This is a genomic window from Bacillus sp. FSL K6-2841 (assembly GCF_037976435.1).
GTDB lineage: Bacteria > Bacillota > Bacilli > Bacillales > Bacillaceae > Bacillus > Bacillus pumilus.
Genome location: NZ_CP150266.1, coordinates 2,244,741 through 2,269,310 on the forward strand (window position 1 = coordinate 2,244,741; position 24,570 = coordinate 2,269,310).

Annotated in this window: 26 protein-coding genes; 7 read left to right on the plus strand and 19 right to left on the minus strand. The window is 41.2% G+C overall.

Translation table 11 applies throughout. The annotated features are described in order from the left end of the window. Positions 1 to 103 precede the first annotated feature (103 nt). The 4 genes from MHH68_RS11380 to MHH68_RS11395 form a co-directional block, all read right to left on the minus strand. Complete coding sequence (locus MHH68_RS11380) at positions 104 to 2,239, minus strand: penicillin-binding protein 2 (RefSeq protein WP_058014953.1); 2,136 nt, start codon at positions 2,237 to 2,239, stop codon at positions 104 to 106. A gap of 122 nt (positions 2,240 to 2,361) precedes the next feature. After that, on the minus strand, positions 2,362 to 3,648 hold the full coding sequence (locus MHH68_RS11385; RefSeq protein WP_339163125.1) for an MFS transporter: 1,287 nt from the start codon (positions 3,646 to 3,648) through the stop codon (positions 2,362 to 2,364). 122 nt (positions 3,649 to 3,770) lie between these two features. Beyond that, positions 3,771 to 4,379 carry a superoxide dismutase SodA gene (sodA, locus tag MHH68_RS11390; protein WP_003217313.1) on the minus strand — a complete coding sequence of 203 codons (609 nt, stop codon included), beginning with the start codon at positions 4,377 to 4,379 and terminating at the stop codon, positions 3,771 to 3,773. A 187-nt stretch (positions 4,380 to 4,566) separates the two neighbouring features. Further along, entirely contained in the window at positions 4,567 to 5,052 is a 486-nt protein-coding gene (locus MHH68_RS11395; RefSeq protein ID WP_003217408.1) for a DUF456 domain-containing protein, read from the minus strand. A 143-nt stretch (positions 5,053 to 5,195) separates the two neighbouring features. Between MHH68_RS11395 and MHH68_RS11400 the strand changes: the two genes are divergently transcribed. Next, positions 5,196 to 5,966, plus strand: coding sequence for a DUF1189 domain-containing protein (locus tag MHH68_RS11400; protein WP_061408581.1), 771 nt, complete (start codon positions 5,196 to 5,198; stop codon positions 5,964 to 5,966). 55 nt (positions 5,967 to 6,021) lie between these two features. Here the strand turns inward: MHH68_RS11400 and MHH68_RS11405 are convergent, their stop codons facing one another. Then, positions 6,022 to 6,567, minus strand: a complete 546-nt coding sequence (locus MHH68_RS11405; RefSeq protein ID WP_268496873.1) for a GNAT family protein — start codon at positions 6,565 to 6,567, stop codon at positions 6,022 to 6,024. A 190-nt stretch (positions 6,568 to 6,757) separates the two neighbouring features. On the opposite strand from MHH68_RS11405, the gene MHH68_RS11410 reads away from it, so the two are divergent. After that, positions 6,758 to 7,060, plus strand: coding sequence for a hypothetical protein (locus MHH68_RS11410; protein WP_034661318.1), 303 nt, complete (start codon positions 6,758 to 6,760; stop codon positions 7,058 to 7,060). Between the two features lie 105 nt (positions 7,061 to 7,165). Next, complete coding sequence (gene ispG / locus MHH68_RS11415; protein ID WP_003217392.1) at positions 7,166 to 8,278, plus strand: flavodoxin-dependent (E)-4-hydroxy-3-methylbut-2-enyl-diphosphate synthase; 1,113 nt, start codon at positions 7,166 to 7,168, stop codon at positions 8,276 to 8,278. 43 nt (positions 8,279 to 8,321) lie between these two features. Here ispG and MHH68_RS11420 read toward each other — a convergent pair whose 3' ends face one another. Beyond that, positions 8,322 to 8,684, minus strand: coding sequence for a cell division protein CrgA (locus MHH68_RS11420; protein ID WP_058014664.1), 363 nt, complete (start codon positions 8,682 to 8,684; stop codon positions 8,322 to 8,324). 139 nt (positions 8,685 to 8,823) lie between these two features. Between MHH68_RS11420 and MHH68_RS11425 the strand changes: the two genes are divergently transcribed. Further along, positions 8,824 to 9,402, plus strand: a complete 579-nt coding sequence (locus tag MHH68_RS11425) for a hypothetical protein (protein WP_169056977.1) — start codon at positions 8,824 to 8,826, stop codon at positions 9,400 to 9,402. Between the two features lie 18 nt (positions 9,403 to 9,420). Here MHH68_RS11425 and MHH68_RS11430 read toward each other — a convergent pair whose 3' ends face one another. From MHH68_RS11430 to MHH68_RS11450, 5 genes are all read right to left on the minus strand, one after another. Continuing rightward, complete coding sequence (locus MHH68_RS11430) at positions 9,421 to 10,338, minus strand: ROK family protein (protein WP_339163131.1); 918 nt, start codon at positions 10,336 to 10,338, stop codon at positions 9,421 to 9,423. A gap of 131 nt (positions 10,339 to 10,469) precedes the next feature. After that, entirely contained in the window at positions 10,470 to 10,898 is a 429-nt protein-coding gene (locus tag MHH68_RS11435) for a Fur family transcriptional regulator (RefSeq protein ID WP_003217433.1), read from the minus strand. Further along, positions 10,876 to 11,736 carry a metal ABC transporter permease gene (locus tag MHH68_RS11440; protein ID WP_003217436.1) on the minus strand — a complete coding sequence of 287 codons (861 nt, stop codon included), beginning with the start codon at positions 11,734 to 11,736 and terminating at the stop codon, positions 10,876 to 10,878. The genes MHH68_RS11435 and MHH68_RS11440 overlap by 23 nt, the downstream gene beginning before the upstream one ends. Beyond that, positions 11,736 to 12,512 (minus strand): metal ABC transporter ATP-binding protein, encoded by a 777-nt coding sequence (locus MHH68_RS11445; RefSeq protein WP_061408593.1) that lies wholly within the window; start codon positions 12,510 to 12,512, stop codon positions 11,736 to 11,738. The genes MHH68_RS11440 and MHH68_RS11445 overlap by 1 nt, the downstream gene beginning before the upstream one ends. A gap of 135 nt (positions 12,513 to 12,647) precedes the next feature. Next, positions 12,648 to 13,529, minus strand: a complete 882-nt coding sequence (locus MHH68_RS11450) for a YitT family protein (protein WP_058014660.1) — start codon at positions 13,527 to 13,529, stop codon at positions 12,648 to 12,650. Between the two features lie 140 nt (positions 13,530 to 13,669). On the opposite strand from MHH68_RS11450, the gene MHH68_RS11455 reads away from it, so the two are divergent. Beyond that, the gene (locus MHH68_RS11455) at positions 13,670 to 13,924 is read left to right on the plus strand and encodes a DUF2624 domain-containing protein (protein ID WP_044139399.1); all 255 of its coding nucleotides are present in this window, start codon (positions 13,670 to 13,672) and stop codon (positions 13,922 to 13,924) included. A gap of 47 nt (positions 13,925 to 13,971) precedes the next feature. Here the strand turns inward: MHH68_RS11455 and MHH68_RS11460 are convergent, their stop codons facing one another. Together MHH68_RS11460 and MHH68_RS11465 are read right to left on the minus strand one after the other, a co-directional pair. Continuing rightward, the gene (locus tag MHH68_RS11460; RefSeq protein ID WP_339163135.1) at positions 13,972 to 14,865 is read right to left on the minus strand and encodes a deoxyribonuclease IV; all 894 of its coding nucleotides are present in this window, start codon (positions 14,863 to 14,865) and stop codon (positions 13,972 to 13,974) included. A gap of 9 nt (positions 14,866 to 14,874) precedes the next feature. Then, the gene (locus MHH68_RS11465) at positions 14,875 to 16,194 is read right to left on the minus strand and encodes a DEAD/DEAH box helicase (RefSeq protein ID WP_058014658.1); all 1,320 of its coding nucleotides are present in this window, start codon (positions 16,192 to 16,194) and stop codon (positions 14,875 to 14,877) included. Between the two features lie 155 nt (positions 16,195 to 16,349). On the opposite strand from MHH68_RS11465, the gene vrrA reads away from it, so the two are divergent. Together vrrA and MHH68_RS11475 are read left to right on the plus strand one after the other, a co-directional pair. Continuing rightward, positions 16,350 to 17,048, plus strand: coding sequence for a VrrA/YqfQ family protein (vrrA, locus tag MHH68_RS11470; RefSeq protein ID WP_058014657.1), 699 nt, complete (start codon positions 16,350 to 16,352; stop codon positions 17,046 to 17,048). A 158-nt stretch (positions 17,049 to 17,206) separates the two neighbouring features. After that, a complete protein-coding gene (locus tag MHH68_RS11475) occupies positions 17,207 to 18,151 on the plus strand; it encodes a 4-hydroxy-3-methylbut-2-enyl diphosphate reductase (RefSeq protein WP_058014656.1) in 945 nt (314 codons plus the stop codon). 37 nt (positions 18,152 to 18,188) lie between these two features. Here the strand turns inward: MHH68_RS11475 and MHH68_RS11480 are convergent, their stop codons facing one another. From MHH68_RS11480 to MHH68_RS11505, 6 genes are all read right to left on the minus strand, one after another. Continuing rightward, positions 18,189 to 19,310: a Nif3-like dinuclear metal center hexameric protein gene (locus tag MHH68_RS11480; protein ID WP_339163139.1), complete on the minus strand. Its 1,122-nt coding sequence runs from the start codon at positions 19,308 to 19,310 to the stop codon at positions 18,189 to 18,191. Beyond that, positions 19,303 to 20,019, minus strand: coding sequence for a tRNA (adenine(22)-N(1))-methyltransferase TrmK (locus tag MHH68_RS11485; protein WP_180310506.1), 717 nt, complete (start codon positions 20,017 to 20,019; stop codon positions 19,303 to 19,305). The genes MHH68_RS11480 and MHH68_RS11485 overlap by 8 nt, the downstream gene beginning before the upstream one ends. 109 nt (positions 20,020 to 20,128) lie before the next feature. Next, positions 20,129 to 20,488, minus strand: coding sequence for a cytochrome c550 (gene cccA / locus MHH68_RS11490; protein ID WP_058014653.1), 360 nt, complete (start codon positions 20,486 to 20,488; stop codon positions 20,129 to 20,131). 303 nt (positions 20,489 to 20,791) lie between these two features. Beyond that, positions 20,792 to 21,913 carry an RNA polymerase sigma factor RpoD gene (gene rpoD / locus MHH68_RS11495; protein ID WP_008342392.1) on the minus strand — a complete coding sequence of 374 codons (1,122 nt, stop codon included), beginning with the start codon at positions 21,911 to 21,913 and terminating at the stop codon, positions 20,792 to 20,794. Positions 21,914 to 22,114: 201 nt separating this feature from the next. After that, on the minus strand, positions 22,115 to 23,944 hold the full coding sequence (dnaG, locus tag MHH68_RS11500; RefSeq protein ID WP_058014652.1) for a DNA primase: 1,830 nt from the start codon (positions 23,942 to 23,944) through the stop codon (positions 22,115 to 22,117). 33 nt (positions 23,945 to 23,977) lie between these two features. Next, on the minus strand, positions 23,978 to 24,478 hold the full coding sequence (locus tag MHH68_RS11505; protein WP_060596665.1) for a YaiI/YqxD family protein: 501 nt from the start codon (positions 24,476 to 24,478) through the stop codon (positions 23,978 to 23,980). Positions 24,479 to 24,570 lie beyond the last annotated feature (92 nt).

Genomic DNA, 24,570 nt, shown 5'->3' on the forward strand with positions numbered 1-24,570 from the left:
ATCTTGCGATGTTTTTTATGTATTTTGTCAATTTATCTCGAAGTTTTTGAAGAAAACGTAAAAAAACGCCCACAAAAAGTGAGCGTTTTTACCTAGAGAAAGTCTAGTCATTTGTTTCTGCTTCATTTTCAATTTTATTTTTGTTCTTCGCTTGTGTATCATTGCTTTCCTGTTTTGATTTTAGCTCAAAGTATTTGTCTAATACTTGTTCACCGATATCATTTGTAATTGGATAGCGCTGATTGTAGTCTTGATACACCCATGGTACAACAACAGAAATGGCCACTTCTGGGTTATCAGCAGGTGCATACGCAACAAGAGTGGTGTTATACGTCGGTGTGCCGCGCTTGCTTTTAATTGGGCCGTCATAGAATGATTGAGCGGTCCCTGTTTTGCCAGCTGGGTTATACTTTTTGTTGCCAAAGTTCGAGTAGGCTGTCCCTCTTGGGTTCTGCATGACAAGCTTGAACCCTTGCTGAACACGCTTGATTTGATCACTTGTCATGTCTAGTTTATTCAATACGTCTGGTTTGACGGATTCTGTTACAGCACCAATGCCGCGCTGCGGATCTGGCTCTCTCACTTCTTTCACAAGCTGCGGACGTAAACGATAGCCGCCATTGGCAACCGTTGAAACGTATTGCGCCATTTGCAGCGGTGTAAACGTATCATACTGTCCAATTGCATAGTCAAGCAGGAGCCCAGATTGTGTAGACGTTCCCCGGTAGCCTGTCGCTTCGTTTGGCAGGTCAATCCCTGTTTTGACCCCAAGACCAAATTTACTGAAATTATAACGGAATGTATCAAAAGCTTTCGGATCGATTGGGAGCGGCTGGTTCTTACGATACTCCCCTTTTCCAACGGCAATCGCTGTTTTAAACATATACACGTTAGATGAACGCTCAAGTGCCGTTAAATCATTAATGAGTCCCATATTTTGATAGGATTTCTTAGGCGGTGACTGCGCGATGTACAGCGGTTCATCGTACTGGGTACTTCCAATATGAATCACGCCTGTTTTATAGCCAGTCAGTACAGTGGCACCTTTTACGGCTGAGCCCATCGCATAGGATGATGTCATTGTTCCCAGTGCGTAGTCATCAAATTTGTATTTTCCGTTTTTGTTTGAAATCTGTTTCCCCGCAACAGAGAGAACTTCTCCATTTCTAGGGTCCATCATGACAACAAACGCACGATCAAGAAGCTCTGTCCCGCCTCTTTGTTTCGCACTTTTCAAGTTCTTTTCAATGATTTTTTCAACCGCTTTTTGCAGCTGAATATCAATAGTGAGCACAAGGTCTTTCCCGCTCTTTCCTTCTGTTAGCACTTTAGAACTTGTCACATTACCCTCTTTATCCGTTGTGCTCTGTTCTTTTTCCTTTTGTCCTTGCAGGACATCTTCATATTGATACTCTAGATAGCTTTTTCCTACACGGTCATTTCGGCTGTAGCCGAGCGATAAATAATGTTCAAGAAGTGACTGTGGAAGTCCTTCATCACTTGAGGACACGCTGCCGAGCATACTGCGAAGCAGTCCTTTATACGGATAGCTGCGTGACCAGTCTGTTGTGACATCCACACCTGGCAGCTCGTCCAAATGCTCAGAGACGTAAGCAATTTCGCTTGGCTTCACATCATCATTTTTAATGAATTGAGGCGTAAGTGCATAACCTGCATCCATTTGTCTTTTAATCGCAAGCACTTGTAAGTCTTTTTTCGTCAGTTGATTTAATTCCTTGTCCGTGATGCGCTTCAGCTGAAGCTCATATAATTTATCATCAGCGACCTTATCGTCACCCTTTAATTCCGATTCCTTTTGAACAAGCTTTTTCGCTTCGTTCGGGTGGGTTAAAATCCAGAAATCTTTTTTGTCCCGATCTGTGATTTTTTTCGTACTCACATGAATCATATCCGCTAATTTTGTAGCCACTTTGAGCCGCTCTTCTTGTGAAGTCGTCGAGGTTCTCGTATATGTAATGGCATTTAGCGCTTTATTGCTGACAATCGTATTATAGTTTCGATCGTAAATTTTTCCGCGCGGAGCAGATGAGCTGACATTCACATCCTCTTGTTTTTCTGCCTGCTTTTTATAATCTTCTCCATTGACAATTTGTACAAACCCGAGTCTTACAACAACACCAGTAAAAATAATAAACGCAGCTAAAAATAGTAAATTCAGCCGGAGTGGAAGTGTTTTGCGCCCTTCCTTCGCGTCTTTTTTGTTTTTCTTGTTTCTCATCACATCACCTTTTCTATCAAGAAAGAAATGGCACCCCTTTTTGTGTATAAAAGGTGCCATCATCATTTTAGCGGTTTTTCTATTATTTATCTAGAAATTTGATGTTCCATTGGTAAGAAATTTTACCTTTCTCCCTTAATAAGGTTCTTCTGAGAAACTGGCTTTTGACCGTCTGCCTCTTTCATATCAGCAGTTTTTTCTTTCAAATGAATATCTTTAACAAAGAAATAAATGAGGGTATGTCCCGCTCCAAGCACAACAAGAGATGCAGGTATCCCGAGCTCGTCACCAAGTAAAGTGACAGACAGAAGAAACAACACAATGGAACAAATACGGCCTGCATTTAAAAACAGCTCTCTGACCACAATATATTCAATTCGGGCCTTCCTTGCATACCTTGCATGGCCGATGACATCGTATGTTAAGGATACATATGGAACAAGCAGAAGCGGATATCCTATCGCGATGGCTACCGCATACATGAGAAGCGATACATAGGACAAGTGAAAGACGATTAAGAACAAGGCGCCGTATAAAATCAGCCCGCCAAGCATGATGGCTTTCTTACGCCACTTTTTCTTAATCAAACGTGTAGCGAAAAAATAAGCGAAAAAGGCAACACCTGAGTTCACTAAACCAAATGTCCCGAGAGCAAGCTCACTGTTTGTTGCAATAAACACAAAGACACTAATTAAGAAGACAAAGACCCCTTCACGAAGCCCTTGAAAAAAGTGAGCTGTTGTAATCTTACGCCAATTCTCGTCGGCATGGCGTTCTTTCCATATTTGCTTGATGATAAATTTCCCTTTGGACTGCCTTCTCTTGAGGAAAAAGCTCATTACAACCGCAAGTGAGAACAAAAAAAGCGATAACGTGAAAATCACCGTATAGCCTGTATCATCCGTTAATTGAGATATGACAATCCCTGCAATAAGAGGACCGATCATCCCAGCTGTAGATGACAGCACACCGAGAAACCCATTAAAGAAATCTCTTGTTTCAGGCTCGGTGATCTCAAAGGTAAGTACGTTAAAAGCAAGCCAGTAAAAACCATAACCGATCCCAAGGACACTTCCTAATAAAACAAGCCGCGCGGCCGCTTGTTCTCCTGCTATTAAGACAATTAAGTAAAAAGCGGCTAAGAAGATAACGCCGAAACGAAGAACAAACGCCCGGTCTATTTTTTTAGCGAGCCGGCCTGCGAATAAAAATGTAATGGGCTGAAGCACAACAATAGCCAGATTGTAAATCGCAAGATCCGTAAATTTCCCAGACTGTTTCCATAAATACACGTTTACAAACGTATTTGAAAGCGCAATGGCAAGTGCATATAATCCGCCAATCGTGAGGAGGAGCATTAAATCTCTTGTAACATCCATGTCCCCGAACATTTTCTTTAATCTGCTCATATATTTCATTCTCCTTTTCTACACAATAGTCTGTCTCATCAAAAGGCAGATATGTAAAAAAAGGAGGGAAAATATAAAAAGACCTGCTTCACTAAAGAGCAGGTCTTTTCAAGTCAAATGATTTATTTAGCTTCGCTGTAAAGGCGAGCTACTTCATCCCAGTTCACAACATTCCAGAAAGCTGAAATGTAATCAGGACGACGGTTTTGGTAGTTTAGGTAGTAAGCATGCTCCCAAACGTCTAGTCCTAGAATTGGTGTTTTTCCTTCAGTTAAAGGAGAATCTTGGTTTGGCGTGCTTGTGATTTCAAGTTTGCCATTGTTCACAACAAGCCATGCCCAACCAGAACCAAAGCGTCCTGCAGCTGCTGCAGCGAAATCAGATTTGAATTTTTCAAATCCGCCTAATTCTTTTTCGATTGCATCTGCAAGTTCACCAGTTGGTGCACCGCCACCGTTTGGTGAAAGAAGCGTCCAGAATAATGAGTGGTTAGCATGTCCTCCGCCATTGTTACGTACAGCTGTACGAACGTTTTCAGGTACAGAGTTTAGGTTAGCCACTAGCTCTTCGATTGATTGATCTTCAAGAGCTGATACACCTTCGATTGCTTTGTTTAAGTTTGTTACGTATGTGTTGTGGTGTTTTGTGTGGTGAATCGTCATTGTTTCCTTGTCGATATGTGGTTCTAATGCATCGTAAGCATATGGTAATTCTGGAAGTTTAAAAGCCATGGTTAAATTCCTCCTTAGAAATGTATGTACTGAAATGCTTCCTTAATTCATAAGCAAGCAATTCACCCTACTCAAAGAGTATCAAAAGAATTGGCTTGTTTCAACGTTATTGCTCATGATCTGAAACATTTCAGTGTTTATTTTGTATTTAGCCCTTTAGAAAAAGTTTTAAACGCCCTTTTTCTATTTATCGAAGGACATAAAATAAAAAGATGCCCAGCATCAGCGCTTGGATCAATCCTTTGGCAAATACACCTGATATAAATCCGATTAATGAGCCTAATCCTACTTTCACACTTGTCTTCACATCTTTTTGATGAACAAGGAGCTCTGCAATAACACTTCCGATAAATGGACCAATGATAATTCCTGCAATCGGAATGACAAAAGGACCGACTAATAACCCGATGGTGCTTCCCCAAATAGCTGCACGGCTGCCGCCAAAACGCTTGACCCCAATAAGATTCGAGACATAATCTGCCGCAAATAATACTGCAGTAAATACGGCTTGAATGAGCCAAAACGTCAGTGTCAGCGGCTCGAAGCTGAAAAAGAAACCATATAGAATAAATCCGAGAACCATAAAAACCACGCTAGGGATAATTGGATAAACAAGTCCAACAAATGCAATGATAAATGCACAAATAATGAGAATCCAATACAACACATCCAAGTCACAGCCGCCTCCTTTTTATTTGCTGTATACATTATGCCTCATTCCCTCTATCTTAACCAGCAATGAAGGCCATACTTGTACTTGTTAGATAGACATTGATACAATATGAGAAATAGAAAAGAATGTAGGAAGTGAATTGATTGAACGTATTTAAACTTTTGTTAAAAGGCATTTATTCACCAAAAGATATTGCTAAAGCACGGTTTACAGGGATTGGCAAAGCGATTTTATTCATTTTTATCCTTTCGATTATCGCAGCAGTTCCTCAGGGTTACCACATGAGTCAAGAGATCTCGAATGCGATGTCAGGATTTCAGCATGTGATCAAAAAAGATTTACCTGATTTCTCAATCGAAAAAGGAAAGCTTCAAGCGGATCAAAGTGAACCGATAGAAAAAGAAGAAAACGGCATTACGATCATTTTTGATCCAGCTGAAAAAATAAAAGCAAGTGAGCTTGAATCAAAGCAAACAGCCATCGCATTATTAAAAGAAAAAGCAGTGATTGCCATTGATGGGCAAATGACAGATATCCCGTATCAGCTGCTTGGTGGGACGCTGACAAAAGACGAACTTGCCCGCGTTACAAATCAGAATCAAGCGATTATTATCCCAGTTATCTGCGTGCTGCTATATCTATCAACTGCGGCTCTCATGTTCATTAGCGCAACTTTCCTTGCGATGCTCGGTACATTTATTAAACGCATGCAGCAAAAAGAGCTGTCCTTCCAAATGCTATGGAAGCTCTCTGCTTACTCACTCACATTAACAACCGTCTTTTTCGCCATCATGAGTGCATTAAACACACCTGTTGCGAATTCATTTTTATTAAATTGGGTCATTAACTTTATCTTCTTATACCTTGTCGTAAAGGAAATACCCGCTAAACATAAACCACTTGCCAAAAATTAATTTAGTATACGAAAGCTCCCCCAACTTGGAGGAGCTTTTTATGTATGTGCATGCCCTATGATTCATCCGGATGAATGATCGCAAACAAATAATGATCTTCCCATACGTCATTAATCTTTACTTTTTTACGATTAAGTCCCTCATTTTCAAAACCTGACTTTTCAAGCACACGAATGGAACCTATATTACTCGGCTTTACTCCAGCTTCAATACGATGCAGATGCAGCTCTTCAAAGGCATAATCGATGATTAACTGAATGGCTTCTGTCATATACCCTTTCCCGCCATGCTTTTCATCAAGTACATACCCTAGCCAAGCTCCTTCTATCGGACCTCTTTCAACAGAACTTAATGAGATTGTCCCAATTAAGGCATCTGTTTCATTTAAGAAAATACCGTGCATGTAGGCTTCATCCTGTGCGCATTTTTTCACACTGCGCTGAATTCGTTCAATTTGACGAGGTAACGTGAAAAAATCATCTTTGACCAAAGGTGTAAATTGCTGAAAATAGGAGCGATTCTCAAGCTCAAGTGTAAGTAGTGATTGTGCATCTTCTTCTGCTAGCGCTCTCACATAGATCTGCTGACTGATTTTCTTCATAAACTCTCCCCCCTGTTTTTATTTTATCATAATCGTGATAGAAGCTTGAAAAAGCACCGCCGAGCGTAAATTCAATGCAAGACTCACTAGAACGAACTAGAACCTCCCTTTCCAGCTTTTTTCCTCATGTTGGTTCTATCATTTCGGGACATGCATAGACTGAAGTAAACTCTTAAAAGCGGTGAGTGAAATGCGGCGTATTATTTTTTTGCTAATCAGTTTGTTTGTCCTCTTTATTATCTTTTTTGATTTAAAAAATGGCACCATCCCCGTTGAAGAAGGTCCAGCTGTTCCTGCAAATGCCTTTCAAACACCTGAGAAAAAAGCATATAAGAAGGTCACGGTGAAACAAGGTGAAACCGTCGTCTCTATCGTCCATACAAGTAAGCCTCTTGATGAAGTCATTGAAGATTTTGAAGAGCTGAATCAAGGCGTCAAAGCAAACGAAATTCGGGCAGGCAGCACATATAAGTTTCCGGTCTATAAGAGATAAAACGTTAATTCCTTGTCATTCATACAAAGAGACTGTTACAATATGAACTGTAAAACAAGACGTACATGGCAAATGATTGCTTGTACACTAAGGAGCGATTGACAAGTGAGTGAAGTCACACATCGTACTAAAACGCGTCCCGTCAAAGTGGGACCTTTAACTATAGGTGGAAATAATGAGGTTGTCATTCAAAGTATGGCAACAACCAAAACACATGATGTCGAAGCGACAGTAGCTGAAATTAAGCGTCTTGAAGAAGCAGGCTGTCAAATCGTGCGTGTCGCATGCCCAGACGAGCGTGCAGCAAATGCGATTGCAGACATAAAAAAACAGATCAACATCCCGCTAGTTGTCGATATTCATTTTGACTACAAGCTTGCACTGAAAGCGATTGAAGCAGGTGCAGACAAAATTCGAATCAACCCAGGAAACATCGGAAGACGAGAAAAAGTCGAAGCGGTTGTAAAAGCAGCAAAAGAAAAAGGCATTCCAATCCGTATTGGGGTAAACGCTGGTTCATTAGAGAAAAAAATTCTTGATAAATATGGCTATCCAACAGCAGATGGTATGGTCGAAAGTGCACTGCACCACATTAAAATTCTAGAAGATCTAGATTTTCATGATATCATCGTCAGCATGAAAGCATCTGATGTCAACCTAGCGATTGAGGCGTACGAAAAAGCTGCAAAAGCATTTGACTACCCTCTTCACCTTGGGATTACGGAATCAGGTACATTATTTGCAGGTACGGTCAAAAGTGCAGCTGGCCTCGGCGCTATCTTGAATATGGGAATTGGGAACACACTCCGCATCTCATTAAGTGCTGATCCAGTTGAGGAAGTAAAAGTAGCACGTGAACTGTTGAAATCATTTGGTCTTGCAGCAAATGCAGCAACACTGATCTCTTGCCCAACTTGTGGCCGAATCGAAATTGACCTCATTAGCATTGCAAATGAAGTTGAGGAATATATCTCCACGATTAAAGCACCGATTAAAGTAGCTGTTCTTGGCTGTGCTGTAAATGGTCCAGGTGAAGCGCGTGAAGCTGATATCGGAATTGCCGGCGCTAGAGGCGAAGGCCTATTGTTCCGTAAAGGTGAAATTGTTCGTAAAGTGCCAGAAGAAACAATGGTCGAAGAACTGAAAAAAGAAATCGATAAAATTGCTGAAGAGCATTATGCAAAAATGGAAGCTGAAAAAGCAAAAGCCAACGCATAACAAAAAACGCCTGACGTCACTGTCAGGCGTTTTTCTGTTCTTGTTAAAAGAACGGGGTGATAAATATGCCAAGGATGACGGAAACAATTCCGATCCCAATTGACCATGCGCCAAGCGCATGTGCTCCTTTTCTTCTTGCAATATAACCAACGACGATTGCCGCTACTCCTAATAGCACCGGCAAGACAAATAACGAGATAATCGCAATCGCGAGTGCTGTATAGCCTATCCCCTTACTGCCTGAATCGTCACCTACTTGGTCACGTTCTCGTCTGTCTACTCGATCTCTTGAAGCCTGATATGGCTCTGCAATTTCAGCAGCTGTTTCCTCTAGATAGCCATCATCATTACTAAAGTGTGTATCGATTTCACGATCATCTCTTCTGAAATCTTCGTCTCTTTCCATGATCAATTCCCCCTTTTGGTTAATAGAAAGGAGCTTTTTTAGTATGAGCAAAAATGTCTGTTTCATGTTTGCTAAAACTTGCTGGAATTGTGAATTGATTATGTTACACTTTAAGAGTATAAAAATGAGGAGTGTGGGCATGTTACGTTTAGGAATTGATATAGATGGCACAGTGACGGCACAGGACACCTTTGTTCCCTATTTAAATGAGTCGTTCCAATGTGCCATGACACTAGATGATATGACAGAATATGATTTGACGAAGCTTTTAAATATTTCTCAAGAAGAGTTTTGGGGCTGGATGAATCAGCACGAGCCTCTTATATATAAACAGGCACAGCCTGCTAAGGATGCAAAAGAGATTCTTGATCAAATGAAACATCAACATAGGCTGATCTATATTACAGCAAGAAGGCAGCATCATGCGGATATCACCTACGAGTGGTTTCACAAACATCACGTGCACTATGATGACATTGAACTGGTTGGCGGTCATCATAAGCTCGAAGCAGTTCAAAAGCACAAGATTGATGTGTTTTTCGAGGATCATCATGGGAATGCCACCATGATTGCAAAAGAGGCTGACATCCCGGTTATTCTTTTTAACTCCCCATATAATCAAATGCCTATTGATGACAGAATTATACGCGTCAACAACTGGCAGGAAGCGTCTCAATGGATTAAACAATACGAGCAGCGTTTGGAAACTGCTTATTAATACAGAAAAGCCGATACTCTAATGTATCGGCTTTTTTAATGAAACAAACTGCCCTTCTTTCATGAGAAAATGGTACAGTGCTCCCTTCATGCCTGCCTGATTCAAGTAGTAGCACGTTTCCAGCTTCACCTGAATGTTCTTCCACGCATGCAGTGTATGTAAATGTTTCTCAATGTTTGATAGCAAATCTGGTCTGGCACTAACGCCCCCGCCAATGAGAATTTTCTCTGGATTAAGGACAGTTGCTACATTGTAAATGCCAATGGCGATTCGCTTGTACCACTGATCCACCAGCTTTTCAATGGACGGATCATGCTTTGCTTTTTCAAATATGTCTTGACCGTCTATTTGCGTACTTTGCGGAATTCCTTGCTTTTCTTTATAGCTGCGAATTAAACCAGCTGTTGAAGCACTGCTGTTGAGTGTTGTGAATTGTCCATTTTCTGTCTCTGTCAGCATCATGCCAAATTCACCGCCGCGAAAGGAAGCCCCGCGCACAAGCTGACCGCCAGCGAAAATACCACCCCCAACACCTGTGCCAAGCGTCATACAAATAAAGCTGTCACACTCTTTCGCATGACCACTATATTTTTCTGCAAGAGCTGCACAGTTCGCATCATTTTCCACTTCCACACGAAGCGATGTTTTCTCTTCTAAAAGTGTTTTTACATTTTGACCATTTAAGGCGATGATGGCTCCTGCAAATTCTGTATAACCTGTTTCACTGTCCACAAAGCCCGGAAGACTAATCGCGATTCCGCTGACATCCGACGTTCTCTGATATTGCTTGACCACATCCACCATCGCTTCTAAAAACGGTTCAAGCTGCCGGCAGTTCGTTTCATAGTCACCGCTCGTGACAAGTTCCCCATCCTGATCCATTAAACCATGTTTTGTTCTCGTCCCGCCTACATCAAACACGACATAATACGCCATTTTTGACCCTCCCTTTACCCCAAAAGACACAAATTGCTTCAGTACCTTGTTCTCATTTTAATGAAACAGCCGTCCTTTGTAAAACGTTTTCAAAAAGATAAAAGAAACAGCCAGCTCTGCGGCTGGCTGTTTTATGAATGAACTTCCTTCGGTTCGCAGGAAGGACACGTTCCGTATATTTCGAATTTATGTCCGCTAATGTGATAATCCTCTAGATCGGCGTCTAACTTGTCCATAGGGCAGGCATCGATCTCCTTTGTTTTACCGCATGTCAGACAAATAAAATGATGATGGTGATGAGAAAATGAGCATTTAAAACGAAAAAGCTTCTCCCCTGACAATTCCGTTGTTTCTAATATACCTAAGTCTTCATATAGCGACAGGTTACGATAAATCGTATCAAAGCTAAGACCTGGGTAGTCTTCACTTAGTGCCGTCAGCACATTTTTAGCAGTCAAATATTTATCAGAATCAGAAAACAGTTGAAGCATGTCTTCACGTTTGCTTGTATACTTGTAGCCTTTTTCCTTTAATAAATCAAGCGCTTCTTGTACGTTCATGATGATTCCCCCTTTTGAATTTTCCAATAAAAATACATCCGATTAAAATCAAAATGGACAGCATCACAATGGTTCCGCCTGGTGCTAAATCTAGATAATAGCTTAAGATCAATCCCGCCAATACAGACAATTCACCGAACAAGATTGAAAGGAAGATCGCCTGTTTGAATCCTTTGGCAATGCGGATACTTGCCGCAACAGGAAGTGTCATGAGCGCAGAGACAAGCAGTGTACCTACGATACGCATCGACGCCGCAATGACAAGTGCGACAACTAAGATAAAAATAAAATGAATCCATTTCGCTGAAATACCAGAAGCCTTTGCATGCTCTTCATCAAAAGAAAGTAAAAATAATTCTTTATATAAAAGCACCACAACTAACACAACAACGAGTGAGATCCCAACAACAATCCAAAGATCTAATCTCGACACCGCACTGACACTTCCGAACAAATAACTAAACAAATCTGTATTAAAGCCATTCGCTAGTGAAATGAAGATGACGGAAATCCCAATACCGCCTGATAAAATAATAGGTATCGCCAGTTCCTGATAATGCTTATACACAGAACGCAGGCGTTCAATAAATAACGAACCGGCAACAGAAAACGCCATCCCTAAGTACAGCGGGCTCACCCCTGTCAAGAGGCCAAACTTTTTATCAAGGAATAAACTAGCTGCAATACCGGCAAGTGATACGTGACTGAGGGCATCTGCAATCAGCGAGAGCCTTCTCACGACGATAAATACACCAAGCAAGGGCGCAATAAAGCCGATCAGCATTCCTGCGATAAACGCATTTTGTAAAAACTCATAATGAAAAAATGGAAATAGCATTATTCATGTCCCCCATGATGGTGATGATCGTGATGAATCACTTGAATGTCATGCCCGTAAAATTGGGATAACGCTTGATCATCCATTGAATCAAACGTTTCTGCATCTCCGTGGAAATGAAGTGTCTGATTTAAGCAAGCCACATGGGTGACTTTATCAGAAACAGTGCCCACGTCGTGTGTGACGAGAATTAAAGACATTCCTTTTTCTTTGTTCAATGTTTCTAACAGCTGATAAAAGCTTTCTACTGTCCGCTGGTCTACGCCAACCGTTGGTTCATCTAAAATGAGCAGTTTCGGCTGACTGACGAGCGCACGTGCAATAAAGGCACGCTGCTGCTGACCGCCTGAAAGTTCCCCAATGTTTTGATGCTTCAAATCTTGTATCCCAACTGAGCGAATGGCATCCTCAACTTGCCATTTGTCCTGCTTGCTCATTCGTTTAAATAATCCTATTTTCGCCGTCAATCCACTTGCGACGACTTCGTAAACAGAAGCAGGGAAACCTGTATTAAAACTATTCGCCTTTTGAGAAACAAATCCAATTTGGTCCCAGTCTCTAAATTTAGAAGCAGGCGTGCCAAATAGTTTTAATTCGCCTTGCTGTGGTTTAATGAGCCCAAGCAGGCATTTTAATAAGGTTGTTTTACCAGATCCATTCGGTCCAACAAGTGCTAGAAAGTTCCCTTCCTCTACTGTTAAATGAATGTGATCTATGACATTTCGCTGTCCATACGAGTACGAAATGTCCTTCATTTCAATAATTGGCTTTGCCATGAATCTTTCCACCTTTAATCAATATAAAAAGAATGATTACGATTTATACAACAAAAAGAAAATGGCTTTTGCCATTTTCTCTGTCCATACATACATTTCATTATATAAAAGAAAGATTAAAAAGTAAAATAAAAGCTAATGAATGGCTGTTTTGAACTTACCGCCTTTTGTTTCATGCGTATCCATAATTGTAATAAATGCTTGACTATCAATTTCAAATACAATGGATTTTAGCTTTGTAATTTCAAGTCTTGTGACAACGGCGTAGATGACATCTTTTTCTTCATCTGTATAACCGCCTTTCCCTCTCAGCTTTGTCGTTCCCCTGCCAAGTCGATGAAGAATCGCATCTGAAATTTCATCATAATAATCTGATACGATAATGACAGCTTTTGTTTCATCAAGCCCTTGAATGACAGCATCAATTGTTTTCATTGCCAAATAATATGTCATGACAGAATACATAGCCTGCTCTGGTCCGAAAACAAAGCCTGCCCAAATAAAAATGAACACATTGACGATCATGACAAACTCACCGACGGAAAAAGGAATTTTTTTCGTTAGCAGAATGCCTAAGATCTCTGTTCCATCCATTGAGCCTCCATTACGGATGACAAGTCCAACACCAAAACCAAGTAATAGCCCGCCAAATACAGTAGCTAAGATCGGCTGATTGGTAAATGCCTCTACATGATGGAGTGAAGATTCTATGACGGCTAAGCTGACAATCCCAATCACAGTGGAAATAAGGAACGTTTTCCCAATATGTTTGTATCCTGATATCATAAATGGAATATTTAAAATGACAACAATCGTCGCAAAATTGATGAATGGGTTATCTGTAAAGAGATAATCCAAAATAAGCGAAATGCCGATGATGCCTCCATCGATAATATTGTTTGGCACTAAAAATAATTCAATGCTGACTGCTGCGCATGTAGCACCTACTAGAATTAGGAAAATTCTAAATATAAAATGAGGCACTGATTCCTTTCTATGCTGTTTACTATTTGCCATACGTTCTCCCTTCTACACATGTTAAATTTTCAATGAACATTTTATTCACTTTACTATTTTATCATTTCACAGGGTAAAATAAAATTTTTTGCACATTTTCCGTTTTCGCCCATACATTGTTACAGAGGGGAGGAATGGAATTGATTTTAATTCAAAAAATTGTCCTGCAGCGGCTCAATCAGATCACAGCAAATGATCTGTTAAGGTATGCGAAACAGTATGGTGTCAGTTTAACGTCAAACCAAGCTGCTGAGGTGGCCAAACTCATGAATGGGAAAAACGTCAATATTTTTAATGATGCAGAGCGTAGCCGGCTTCTTAAGCAAGTAGAGGCGATTACATCTAAACAGACAGCTCAGACTGTCAATGATCTGTTTAATCAGTTTACAAGTTAAGAAAAAAAGGGCCGCATTTAGCGGCACCTCCTGATGTTGTATGCTTTTTACTGATCTTTAATTTTATCTAGTAAGCCTCCGTCAAATTGCTTTTCTTTTAGCATCGCAATTTCGAATTTGTAAGGTGGTTTTTTGTTCTTTTTATCTTCACCTACATAAGGCGTTTCTAAGATTTTTGGCACATCTTGAAGCTGCGGATGATGCACAATATTGTTCAGTGCATCGAAGCCAATTTCACCAAAGCCGATATTTTCATGTCGGTCTTTTCTTGCGCCTTGTACGTTTTTACTGTCATTAATATGAAGAACCTTGATTCGGTCAATACCAACGATTCGATCAAATTCTTCTAACACCCCATCAAAGTCAGTCACAATCGGATATCCAGCATCGTGTGTGTGACACGTATCAAAGCAGACAGAAAGTGCTTCGTTATGTGTCACTCCGTCGATAATTTGGGCAAGCTCTTCAAAGCTTCTTCCGCACTCTGAACCTTTGCCAGCCATTGTTTCAAGTGCAATTTGAACCTTTTGCCCTTTTACGATGACTTCGTTTAAACCTTCAATGATTTTTTGGATTCCTGCTTCTGGTCCTGCTCCGACATGTGCACCTGGGTGGAGAACAATCTGCCTCGCACCTAGCGCTTCTGTACGTTCAATCTCAGAGCGAAGGAAGTCCACACCAAGCTCAAAGGTCGCTGGATTGACGGTATTCCCAATATTAATAATATACGGTGCATGTACGACGATATCTGTCATACCATGCTCTTTCATATGCGCTTGTCCAGCTTCAATATTGAGATCTTCAATTTTTTTACGGCGCGTATTTTGAGGTGCACCTGTATAAATCATAAACGTATTTGAACCATAAGAGGCAGCTTCTTGACTCGCTGCAAGAAGCATATGTTTTCCGCTCATGGATACATGTGAACCAATCTTCAACAATGTTTCCCCCTACTTTCCATTACGCTTTGACTTTCTACGTTCCTGTCTTTTGATTTTGTCCATCTCACGTGTCATTTTCTTTTTATATCCAGGTTTGACGGCTTTCGGTTTTCTCACAAGACGCTTTGCTTTTTCTTCAATTTCATTAGGTGCTTTTTTACGTCTTTGACGCTTCAAGCGGTCATCTGCATCTCGCCATTCGCCATGAACAATGGTTTTGTTTTCAAACACAACGCCCATTTTCTCGATCTGAATAAGTGCATCCTCATCAGCAAGCTCATAAATCGTCATCGCAATTCCAGATGAACCAGCTCGAGCTGTTCTCCCAACACGGTGAACATAAAAATCAAGATCAGATGGCAGTTCATAGTTGATCACATGGCTGATGCCTTTGATGTCGATTCCGCGGGCTGCAAGATCTGATGCCACTATATAAGTGAACTCTAAATCATCAATTTGCTTCATCACTTTTTTACGTTCGCGCGGTGTTAATCCGCCGTGCAGCACCCCAACCTTCATTCCTTTTTCTTGTAGGAATGATGCGATTTCATCAACGGTTGTTTTTGTATTGGCAAAAATGATGCCTAAATAAGGCTGTACATTCGTCACCATTTCATGAAGCAATTTCAGCTTGTCACGCTGTTTAGATGGGACTAAAATATGCTGAATGTTTTCAGCTGTAATTCGTTTTGGTTCAACATGGGCATATTTTGGATTGTCCATATATTTTTTCAGGAATGGCTTTAGTTTTTCTGGAATCGTTGCTGAGAACACAAGCATTTGCAGCTGTTCTGGCATTTGTGAGCCAATACGGTCCACATCTTCTAAAAATCCCATATCCAGCATTAAATCCGCTTCATCAATGACAAGAGATGTCGCTTTGTAAACGTTCAGCGCCTGCTCATGAATGAGGTCAGCAATACGTCCAGGTGTACCGACAACCAAATGCGGCTGGTTTTTTAGCTTTTGAATGGATTTTTGCTTGTCCGTTCCGCCAATGTAAAGCTTCGCTTTAATCTCTTCTTCTGGAGAAGCATTTTTTAAAATCGTTTGGGCTTCTTTGAAAATTTGATTAGCTAATTCTCTTGTAGGTGCAGTAATCACGACTTGTACGTGCTCTTTGCTTGGATCAATTGAATGAATAAGCGGCAATAAGTACGCGTGGGTTTTTCCTGTTCCTGTTTGTGATTGACCAATCACGCTTTCTCCTTTTAACACAGCAGGGATGATTCTTTTTTGAATATCAGTTGGCTCATAAAAGCCCAGTTCATGAATAGCATCTATAATAAAAGACTTTAATTCATATGTCGTAAATTTTGTTTCGTTCATGTTTTCACTCCTTAAGGCAATGCCTTTTTGCTCATCTCCTCATTATAGCTGATTTTCAGCAAAAAAACCATGTCCGCTTTTCTTAAAGGAAACCAATTGATGCTTCGTTGCATAACCTATGAAGAGAAAGAGAATGCAGTAAGGGAGGTACAAGTATGTTAGGGCAAAGGCCTATGGGCGATTTTCAGCCGCACCGTCCCTCACGCCGGCATCTTGGAAATGGCGGACAGCCCGGAATTTTTCAAAGGAGGCAGCAGGCTCCTATCGAACAGCCTTTTCAAGGGCAAGGCAATCAATTTCAGCAAATGATGCCTCGCTCCCCGTCTGTACAGGGAGGCGGTGTACGCGGAATAGGTGGAATTCCAGGAGGCGAAAGCCGTGCACTAGGCGGCGGAGCAGGAATGAAAGGCATGCTCGCTAAATTTCTTCCTGGCGCAGGGGGAGCAGGAGTCTCTGGAGGTGGTGCGGGTTTACAAGGAATCCAGAGCTTCGCAAATCCTGCAACCCTCTCAAGCATGTTGGGAAATGTTCAAAAGGTGCTCGGTATGGCGCAGCAATTTACGCCAATGATTCAGCAATACGGTCCTTTAGTCAGAAATCTGCCTGCGATGATTAAGCTATATAGCCAGCTTGGCAGTGCGGATGATGATGAAACTAGTACAGATGAAGAACCTAAAGAAATCGGCGAGGAAACAGAAGTGCAAAAAGAGGTTGCATCAGGAGATGATGAAATAGAAGAAACCGAAGAACCAGAAGACATCCTCGTCAAAAAAACAGCTCCTCACACATCACCTGCTCCTGAAGTGAAACCGAAAAAAAGACCTGGCAGCTCTGTTCCAAAACTATATGTCTAGTGATCTTTTAATGGCGAAATGTCCCCTGCGTATAACAATCTTTGATATATACGCTTACTTTGGCTATAATGGAAGCTAGAGAATGATAAAAAGCCGTTTTTTCACGGCTTTTTATATTGTTCTTCTCTAGCAGCACTTCCCTACAGGAGGACGAATAAATGAATGTAATTAAAATTTCGCCGCGTGGCTATTGCTATGGCGTTGTAGATGCAATGGTCATTGCTAAAAATGCCGCACTTGATAAAAATTTGCCACGCCCAATTTATATATTAGGTATGATTGTGCACAACAAACACGTGACAGATGCCTTCGAAGAAGATGGGATCTACACACTGGACGGCCCAAACCGCTTGGACATTTTAAAGCAGGTTGAAAGCGGAACAGTCATTTTCACTGCTCACGGCGTTTCACCTGAGGTTCGTCAAATTGCAGAAGAAAAAGGCCTTGTCGCCATTGATGCAACCTGTCCCGATGTAACGAAAACACATGAACTCATTTCAGAGAAAACAGCCGATGGATATGACATTATTTATATCGGAAAAAAAGGTCATCCTGAGCCAGAGGGAGCTGTCGGAGTAGCCCCTGACAAGGTGCATCTTGTCGAATCAGAAGCGGACATTGAAGCGCTCGATTTAACATCAGATAAATTGCTTATCACCAATCAGACAACGATGTCTCAGTGGGATGTCCACGATCTGATGGAGCTCATAAAAGAGAAATATCCTCACGTCGAGTACCACCAAGAAATTTGTCTTGCGACACAAGTACGTCAGGAAGCTGTATCTCAGCAAGCTGGCCAAGCCGACCTTACCATTGTTGTCGGAGATCCAAAAAGTAATAACTCCAACCGTCTGGCACAAGTGTCAATGGAGATTGCCGGAACGCAGGCTTATCGTATTGGTGACCTAAGTGAACTCAAGCTGGAGTGGCTGCAAGGCGTCAAAACCGTTGCCATTACTGCTGGCGCTTCTACACCGACACCTATTACAAAGGAAGTGATCCGTTTCTTAGAAAACTACGAGCCGGATGATGAATCAACTTGGAAGATTGAACGGTCGGTTCCTCTTTCGAAAATACTACCGCGCGTGAAAACAAAGAAATAAAAAAACGTCAGAGCATAGAAGCTCTGACGTTTTTTATTTACATAAATTGAAATGGATTTGTGTTCGATTCAGAAACAAAGAGCTGTACATCATACTTTTTATCTGAACATAGGGATTGAAGCTTCGTCTTTACGCCCTCTTTCATAATCTTTTCTGCATAATGCCCTGGGTCCACTACATTCAGCCCGAGCATCATGGCATCATGGGCGACATGGAAATAAAGATCCCCTGTCACATACACATCAGCACCCATTCTTTTCGCTTGATGAATGTATTTATTTCCGTCTCCGCCAAGCACAGCTACTTTTTTCACAACAGCATCCTGATCACCTACAAAGCGAGCACCATTTACATCGAGCTTTGTCTTCACAAATCGTGTAAAGTCTCCAAGGGGCATTGGCTCTCTTAGCTCCCCTATACGGCCAAGACCTTTTTGAATAGGAGGAAGATCTGTCGTGTGTACACTATAGGCGACTTCTTCATAAGGATGTGCCTTGATCATTTCACGAATGACTTGTTTTTCAATACTTGCTGGGAAAATGGTTTCAATCCGCACTTCTTTCACAAATTCCAATTGACCGGTCTCACCAATAAACGGATCCGCATCTTCTGATGGCAAAAAACTGCCTGTCCCTTCATTTGAAAACACACAATGGCTATAGTTGCCAATATGACCGGCACCCGCATTTCCTAAAGCTGTACGGATGGCTTCTTCAAATTCCTGCGGGACATAGAGGGCAAGCTGTTTGATTGGATCTTCATATGTCGGCACTAGCACACTTGTTTCTTCAAGCTCTAGAGCCTCAGCAAGCAAATCATTAACTCCTCCGTCAGCCACATCTAAATTCGTATGTGCCACATATACTGCAATATCGTGTTTGATGCATTTCTCAATGATCCGTCCAGCCGGCTGATCTGTCGCTACATGTTTTAATGGACGAAAAATCGGCGGATGGTGAGCAATAATGAGATCCACTTTTCGCTCGATCGCCTCATCTACTACATTCTCTAATACATCCAAAGTGATCATAACATTGGTTACTTTTTTATTTAATGTCCCGATCTGAAGACCAATTTTGTCACCTTCCATGGCATATGCCTTTGGTGAAAATTGTTCAAATAATTGGATGATTTCATGTCCGTTTACTGTTTTAGCCAACAGTCAAAACCTCCTTTAGAATCTTTATTTTCACATGCAACTCTTCAAGGCGATCGTTGTTCTCTTCTGTTTGCGCTGCCTGCTGGATTTGACTTTCTATCTTCTCCATATGCTGAAGCTCTTGCATCCACTTGCGACGGAAGACGTCATTTTGCTCTTTCGCAAGAAACGGCCCAACTAGCATGCCTGTTTCAATTGACATCCCTTCATAGGCTTTATCTTTGTCGCCTTTTTCGGCGATGATGATTTCGTATATTTTGCCATCCTCTTCTAAAATAACTTCATCTATCAATTCATACCCCTCTTGATAGAGCCATAAACGAATGTGATGAGCATGGATATTTGGCTGAAGAATGAGCCTTTCAAGGCCTGTAAGCTTATGCTTGCCGTCATTTAAAATGCTTGCGATGAGTGCTCCGCCCATACCTGCAATCGTTACAGCATTCACTTCGCCCTTTTCAATGACTTCAAGGCCATTTCCTTTTCTGACCGAGATCTGGTCATCTAATTCAAGTCTATGTACTTGCTGCTTCGCTGATTGAAGCGGACCTTCTGTAATTTCACCAGCAATCGCTTTTACTGCTTTTTGATGCAGGATCGCATAACACGGCAAATAGGCATGATCTGAGCCGATATCAGCAAAGACAGCCTCATGTGGTAAAAAGTCTGCGACTCTTTTTAATCGTTTTGATAAATTCATTTCATTCATACGTATCACTACTTTTCTTTAATGTTCATTCTTGTCTATCTTATATAAATTAAAAGTCGTTTTCAAATGAAAAAAGCTCTTCTGATCAAAAAGAGCTTTTTGCGTAACATTATTTAATTTTGGATACCCATTCTGACATTTCATCAAGCTTTTCATTCGGAATCAGCCCGCCTGGCATCCCATTGCCGCCTTCTTGAATTTTCTTCTTGATGTCTGCTACTTCAAGCTTGTCGCCAACACCTTTTAATGCAGGACCAGCACCGCCTTCATAGTTTTCCCCATGACAGCTAATACAGTTCTGTTTATACAATTCTTCCGGCGTCGCATTTGCTGTTTCTTCTTGCTTTTGCTCCTCGCCTCCAGAGGCGATTTTGTCTTCATCTTTCAACCCCTTCATTGATAAGAAAAAAGTGAGTCCAATACCTAAAATGGCAATCAATAAGAATGGTATAAGTGGATTCCGTTTCATTTCTTTCATCCTCCCCTTTGTGAAAACCCCTTTAAGACTATACAAACAATTCTAATTCTACTTTAATTTTACAAAAAGTAAACGAATTATGATACAAAACTTTGGTCAAGTTCACAGATTAGACAAAAATGATGCAAAGATGAGAAATGAAGCCTTCAGCACATTTTGATGTATTTTTTATACATCTTTTCTCTAAGAACGTTGCAAATTCATTATTTATTCAGTAAAATATAATCAGATTGAAAAAAGCGTTTTCATTTTTGATGAAGAAAGAACGGATCTCTTTCAAGATCCGTCCAGTTTCTACTCTAAGAAGTCTTTTAATCGTTTACTTCTGCTTGGGTGTCTTAATTTACGCAGAGCTTTCGCTTCAATTTGGCGGATACGCTCTCTTGTGACGCCGAACACCTTTCCAACCTCTTCTAACGTACGTGTTCTTCCGTCATCTAGTCCGAAACGTAGTCTTAGTACATTTTCTTCACGGTCCGTTAGCGTGTCTAATACATCTTCAAGCTGCTCTTTTAACAATTCGTATGCAGCATGATCAGATGGAGATGTCGCCTCTTGGTCTTCAATAAAATCACCAAGGTGCGAGTCATCTTCTTCACCAATAGGTGTTTCTAAAGATACAGGCTCTTGCGCAATTTTAAGAATTTCTCTAACCTTTTCTGGCGTTAAATCCATGTCTTCAGCAATTTCCTCTGGCGTTGGTTCTCTGCCTAGGTCTTGCAGAAGCTGTCTTTGAACACGGATCAATTTATTAATGGTTTCCACCATATGAACCGGGATCCTGATTGTTCTTGCCTGATCGGCAATCGCACGCGTGATCGCCTGTCTAATCCACCAAGTCGCATATGTTGAGAATTTGTATCCTTTTCGGTAATCAAACTTCTCAACTGCCTTCATAAGACCCATGTTTCCTTCTTGAATCAAGTCTAGGAACAGCATACCACGACCGACGTAGCGTTTCGCGATGCTGACAACGAGACGAAGGTTCGCTTCCGCTAATCTTCTTTTTGATTCCTCATCGCCTTCTTCGATCTTTTGAGCATACGTAATTTCTTCTTTAGCAGATAACAAATTGACGCGTCCGATTTCTTTTAAGTACATACGAACAGGATCATTAATTTTGACACCTGGTGGTACGCTTAAATCATTCAGGTCAAATTCTTCTTCCGCTTTAGCCAGCTGCTGAACATTTGGGTCTTCTGTCTCTTCGTTTTCACTAATGAGCTCTACACCCTGTTCGCCTAAGTATTCATAGTATTCATCCATTTGGTCTGATTCAATTTCAAAGCTAGACATACGCTCTGCAATTTCTTCGTATGTTAAAACGCCCCGTTTTTTACCCGTTTCAGTGAGCTTATCTCTCACCTGTTCAAAGGTTAGTTCAGTTTCGGTTTCGTGGGCTTGTTTATCAGCCATTATGGATCCCTCCTTCCAAAGCTTGCAACGAATTCTAAAGTAACTTGCGATTTGCTTCCGCCCTGCTTTTCTCTCTTTATCAAACAGATGAGCAAATAGGAATAAAATAAATAATGATGAAGGCAAGATGCTTGCGGTCTTATGCTCCTCCCGTAAAGGATTCATTGCCAGCCGTAAGTCTTGTCATAAATATTAGACGTATTACTTCAGCGAACGGTTCAACTGAATAATTTCTTTTGCAAGTGTTGCCGCTTTGAAGAAATCTTTTTGCCTCTCCGCTTCTGCACGTTCTAGTTCTTTTTCCTTTATCATTGACAAATTCCGATGATTCAACACTTTCTTTACATAATCACTTAATTCAGCTTCACTTAGTTCGTCTCCAACTTGAATCATGAATATATCCGTCAGAAGCTGATTGATGACATCATCTTCTATACGGTTCATCAGGTGCTGCGGCGTTGGTTCTTTGCCTTCTTCATACAAAGCATAAATGTACGTGGCCAGCGCCCTGTGAGAATCTATATTAAATTCAATCCCTACTCTGTCCAGTACTTTGCGGATCACGTCATCGCTTTTTACCATATGAGCAAGCAGCATTCGCTCTGCATTTTCATACGCTGGCCGCAGACGCTTTCTCCGTACCTGTGTTGACAGATGTGCACGCCGTTTTTCAAGCCCGCTTTCTTCCTGCGTGCTTTTAGCTTCTTGACGCTGCTGTTTTTCAAACAGGTCCAGTTGTTCCTTTAATGAATCAAGTGAGATCGAGAACTCTCCAGCAAGCTGTTTCATGTAAATCTCTTGTTCCAAGGAACCGTTTAACCGGCTAATTTCTCGGAGTACCTGCTTCATATAAGTAAGCCGGTCTCCTTCATCAGATAAATTCTTTCCCCTACGGAAAAAGTTCATCTTAAAAGTCATTAATGTCACACTTGCATCTATGATGTCATTCCTAAATTTCTCGCCGCCATATTTACGAATGTAATCATCTGGATCAAGTCCATCTGGTATCATGGCAACGCGAACTTTACATCCTCTTTTTCCAAGCAAATCTGATGCTTTCATGGTGGCTTCATAACCGGCCGTATCAGAGTCATAGCAAAGAATAATCTCTTCTACGTTCCGTCTGAGAAGTTTTACGTGCTCTTCTGTTAGAGACGTACCCATTGTTGCAACACTTTCGCCGACACCTGATGTGACAGCTGAGATGACGTCAGCAAATCCTTCGAAAAGAACCGCTCGTTCGCGTTTTCGAATATGCATACGCGCGTCATGAAAGTGATAAAGCAGCTTACTTTTATGAAAAAGTGGCGTTTCAGGACTATTCATATATTTAGGCTGCTGATCACCAAGCGATCTTCCGGAAAAAGCGACGACTGTCCCATGATGATCATGAATGGGAAACATCACACGATCCCTAAAGCGGTCAAAAAAGCCTGTTCCGTTTTCACGTTGAATCAAAAGACCGGCCTTCTCCATCATCGCAGGATCAAACCCTCGTTTTTCTAAAAACTTGGTCACAAAATCCCAAGAGTCAAGAGCATATCCGATCTCAAACTTGGCAATTGTTTCATCTGTAAAGCCTCTCGCCCGTAAATAATCGAGAGCGTTTTGACCTTCCTTTGTATTTACCAGCAAATGGTGGTAAAATTTCTTAAGAAGCTCATGCGCTTCAATCATTTTATGATCTGCAGTGTCCTCTTGCTGTGAGGAGCTGATCTGAGCATTTGCTACATGATCAGGCAAATCAATATGGTACTTATCAGCAACATGTGAAACGGCTTCAATAAATGAGTAGCCTTCCATTTGTCTGAGGAACGAAAATACATTACCTCCTGCACCACAGCCAAAACAATGGAAGATTTGCTTATCTGCTGAAACAGAGAATGAAGGAGTATTTTCACCATGGAATGGACAAAGACCGAAGTAATTTCGACCTTGCTTTCTAAGCTGTACGTATTCTCCAATCACTTCGACAATGTCTGCGTTTTTTTGGATTTGCTCCAAAAGTTCATCTGGTATACGTTTGCTCATCCTAATAACACTCCGTCGTACATTATTCGCCTTTTAATTCAAAAATCCTTCATGATTCGACAGGATTTTTTGTAGTTGCGCAATAAATCGCTTTTTATCCTCTTCTAAAAGCTTTTTGGGACCTTTTCCGTATACACCTTTTCTTCGCTGTTTACTGGAAACATGCCTGCGTTCCAAATCAAAATCAATTGTTTCGTTCGTGTACATCCGTCCTCTTTCAGACAGGACAATGACCTGTCTTGGAAGCAGTAAGGAGGCAAGACCAATGTCTTGGGTGACGACAATATCATGCGCGGCAGCTGAGTTCGCAATGACTAAATCCGCTGCTTCCTTATGTGTATCTACAAACCGCCAATCTTCAAGTGGAGATCTTTTGGTTTGAAAATGCTCATATGAAGCAATGAACGTCACAGGTACTTGAAATTGAGATGCGACAGAAAGGATTTCGTCTTTTACAGGACAAGCATCTGCATCGACATAAATCGTCCTCTCTTGTTTATGTTCATTCAGGTGACTAATTCTCCATCCCTCCACCTTATTCCTGCTTTAGAGAAGCAAAAAGACCATACTTTTCCCCCATATAGCTAACAACAGTACAACTCATTTTGTCGAAAAGTTATGTTCAG

Coding starts and splice junctions, on each gene's coding strand:
- MHH68_RS11380 (WP_058014953.1), bottom strand. CDS start 2,239: ATGAGAAACAAGAAAAACAAAAAAGACGCGAAGGAAGGGCGCAAAACA.
- MHH68_RS11385 (WP_339163125.1), bottom strand. CDS start 3,648: ATGAGCAGATTAAAGAAAATGTTCGGGGACATGGATGTTACAAGAGAT.
- sodA (WP_003217313.1), bottom strand. CDS start 4,379: ATGGCTTTTAAACTTCCAGAATTACCATATGCTTACGATGCATTAGAA.
- MHH68_RS11405 (WP_268496873.1), bottom strand. CDS start 6,567: ATGAAGAAAATCAGTCAGCAGATCTATGTGAGAGCGCTAGCAGAAGAA.
- MHH68_RS11410 (WP_034661318.1), top strand. CDS start 6,758: ATGCGGCGTATTATTTTTTTGCTAATCAGTTTGTTTGTCCTCTTTATT.
- MHH68_RS11420 (WP_058014664.1), bottom strand. CDS start 8,684: ATGGAAAGAGACGAAGATTTCAGAAGAGATGATCGTGAAATCGATACA.
- MHH68_RS11425 (WP_169056977.1), top strand. CDS start 8,824: ATGTTACGTTTAGGAATTGATATAGATGGCACAGTGACGGCACAGGAC.
- MHH68_RS11430 (WP_339163131.1), bottom strand. CDS start 10,338: ATGGCGTATTATGTCGTGTTTGATGTAGGCGGGACGAGAACAAAACAT.
- MHH68_RS11435 (WP_003217433.1), bottom strand. CDS start 10,898: ATGAACGTACAAGAAGCGCTTGATTTATTAAAGGAAAAAGGCTACAAG.
- MHH68_RS11440 (WP_003217436.1), bottom strand. CDS start 11,736: ATGCTATTTCCATTTTTTCATTATGAGTTTTTACAAAATGCGTTTATC.
- MHH68_RS11445 (WP_061408593.1), bottom strand. CDS start 12,512: ATGGCAAAGCCAATTATTGAAATGAAGGACATTTCGTACTCGTATGGA.
- MHH68_RS11450 (WP_058014660.1), bottom strand. CDS start 13,529: ATGGCAAATAGTAAACAGCATAGAAAGGAATCAGTGCCTCATTTTATA.
- MHH68_RS11465 (WP_058014658.1), bottom strand. CDS start 16,194: ATGAACGAAACAAAATTTACGACATATGAATTAAAGTCTTTTATTATA.
- vrrA (WP_058014657.1), top strand. CDS start 16,350: ATGTTAGGGCAAAGGCCTATGGGCGATTTTCAGCCGCACCGTCCCTCA.
- MHH68_RS11475 (WP_058014656.1), top strand. CDS start 17,207: ATGAATGTAATTAAAATTTCGCCGCGTGGCTATTGCTATGGCGTTGTA.
- MHH68_RS11485 (WP_180310506.1), bottom strand. CDS start 20,019: ATGAATGAAATGAATTTATCAAAACGATTAAAAAGAGTCGCAGACTTT.
- cccA (WP_058014653.1), bottom strand. CDS start 20,488: ATGAAACGGAATCCACTTATACCATTCTTATTGATTGCCATTTTAGGT.
- rpoD (WP_008342392.1), bottom strand. CDS start 21,913: ATGGCTGATAAACAAGCCCACGAAACCGAAACTGAACTAACCTTTGAA.
- dnaG (WP_058014652.1), bottom strand. CDS start 23,944: ATGAGCAAACGTATACCAGATGAACTTTTGGAGCAAATCCAAAAAAAC.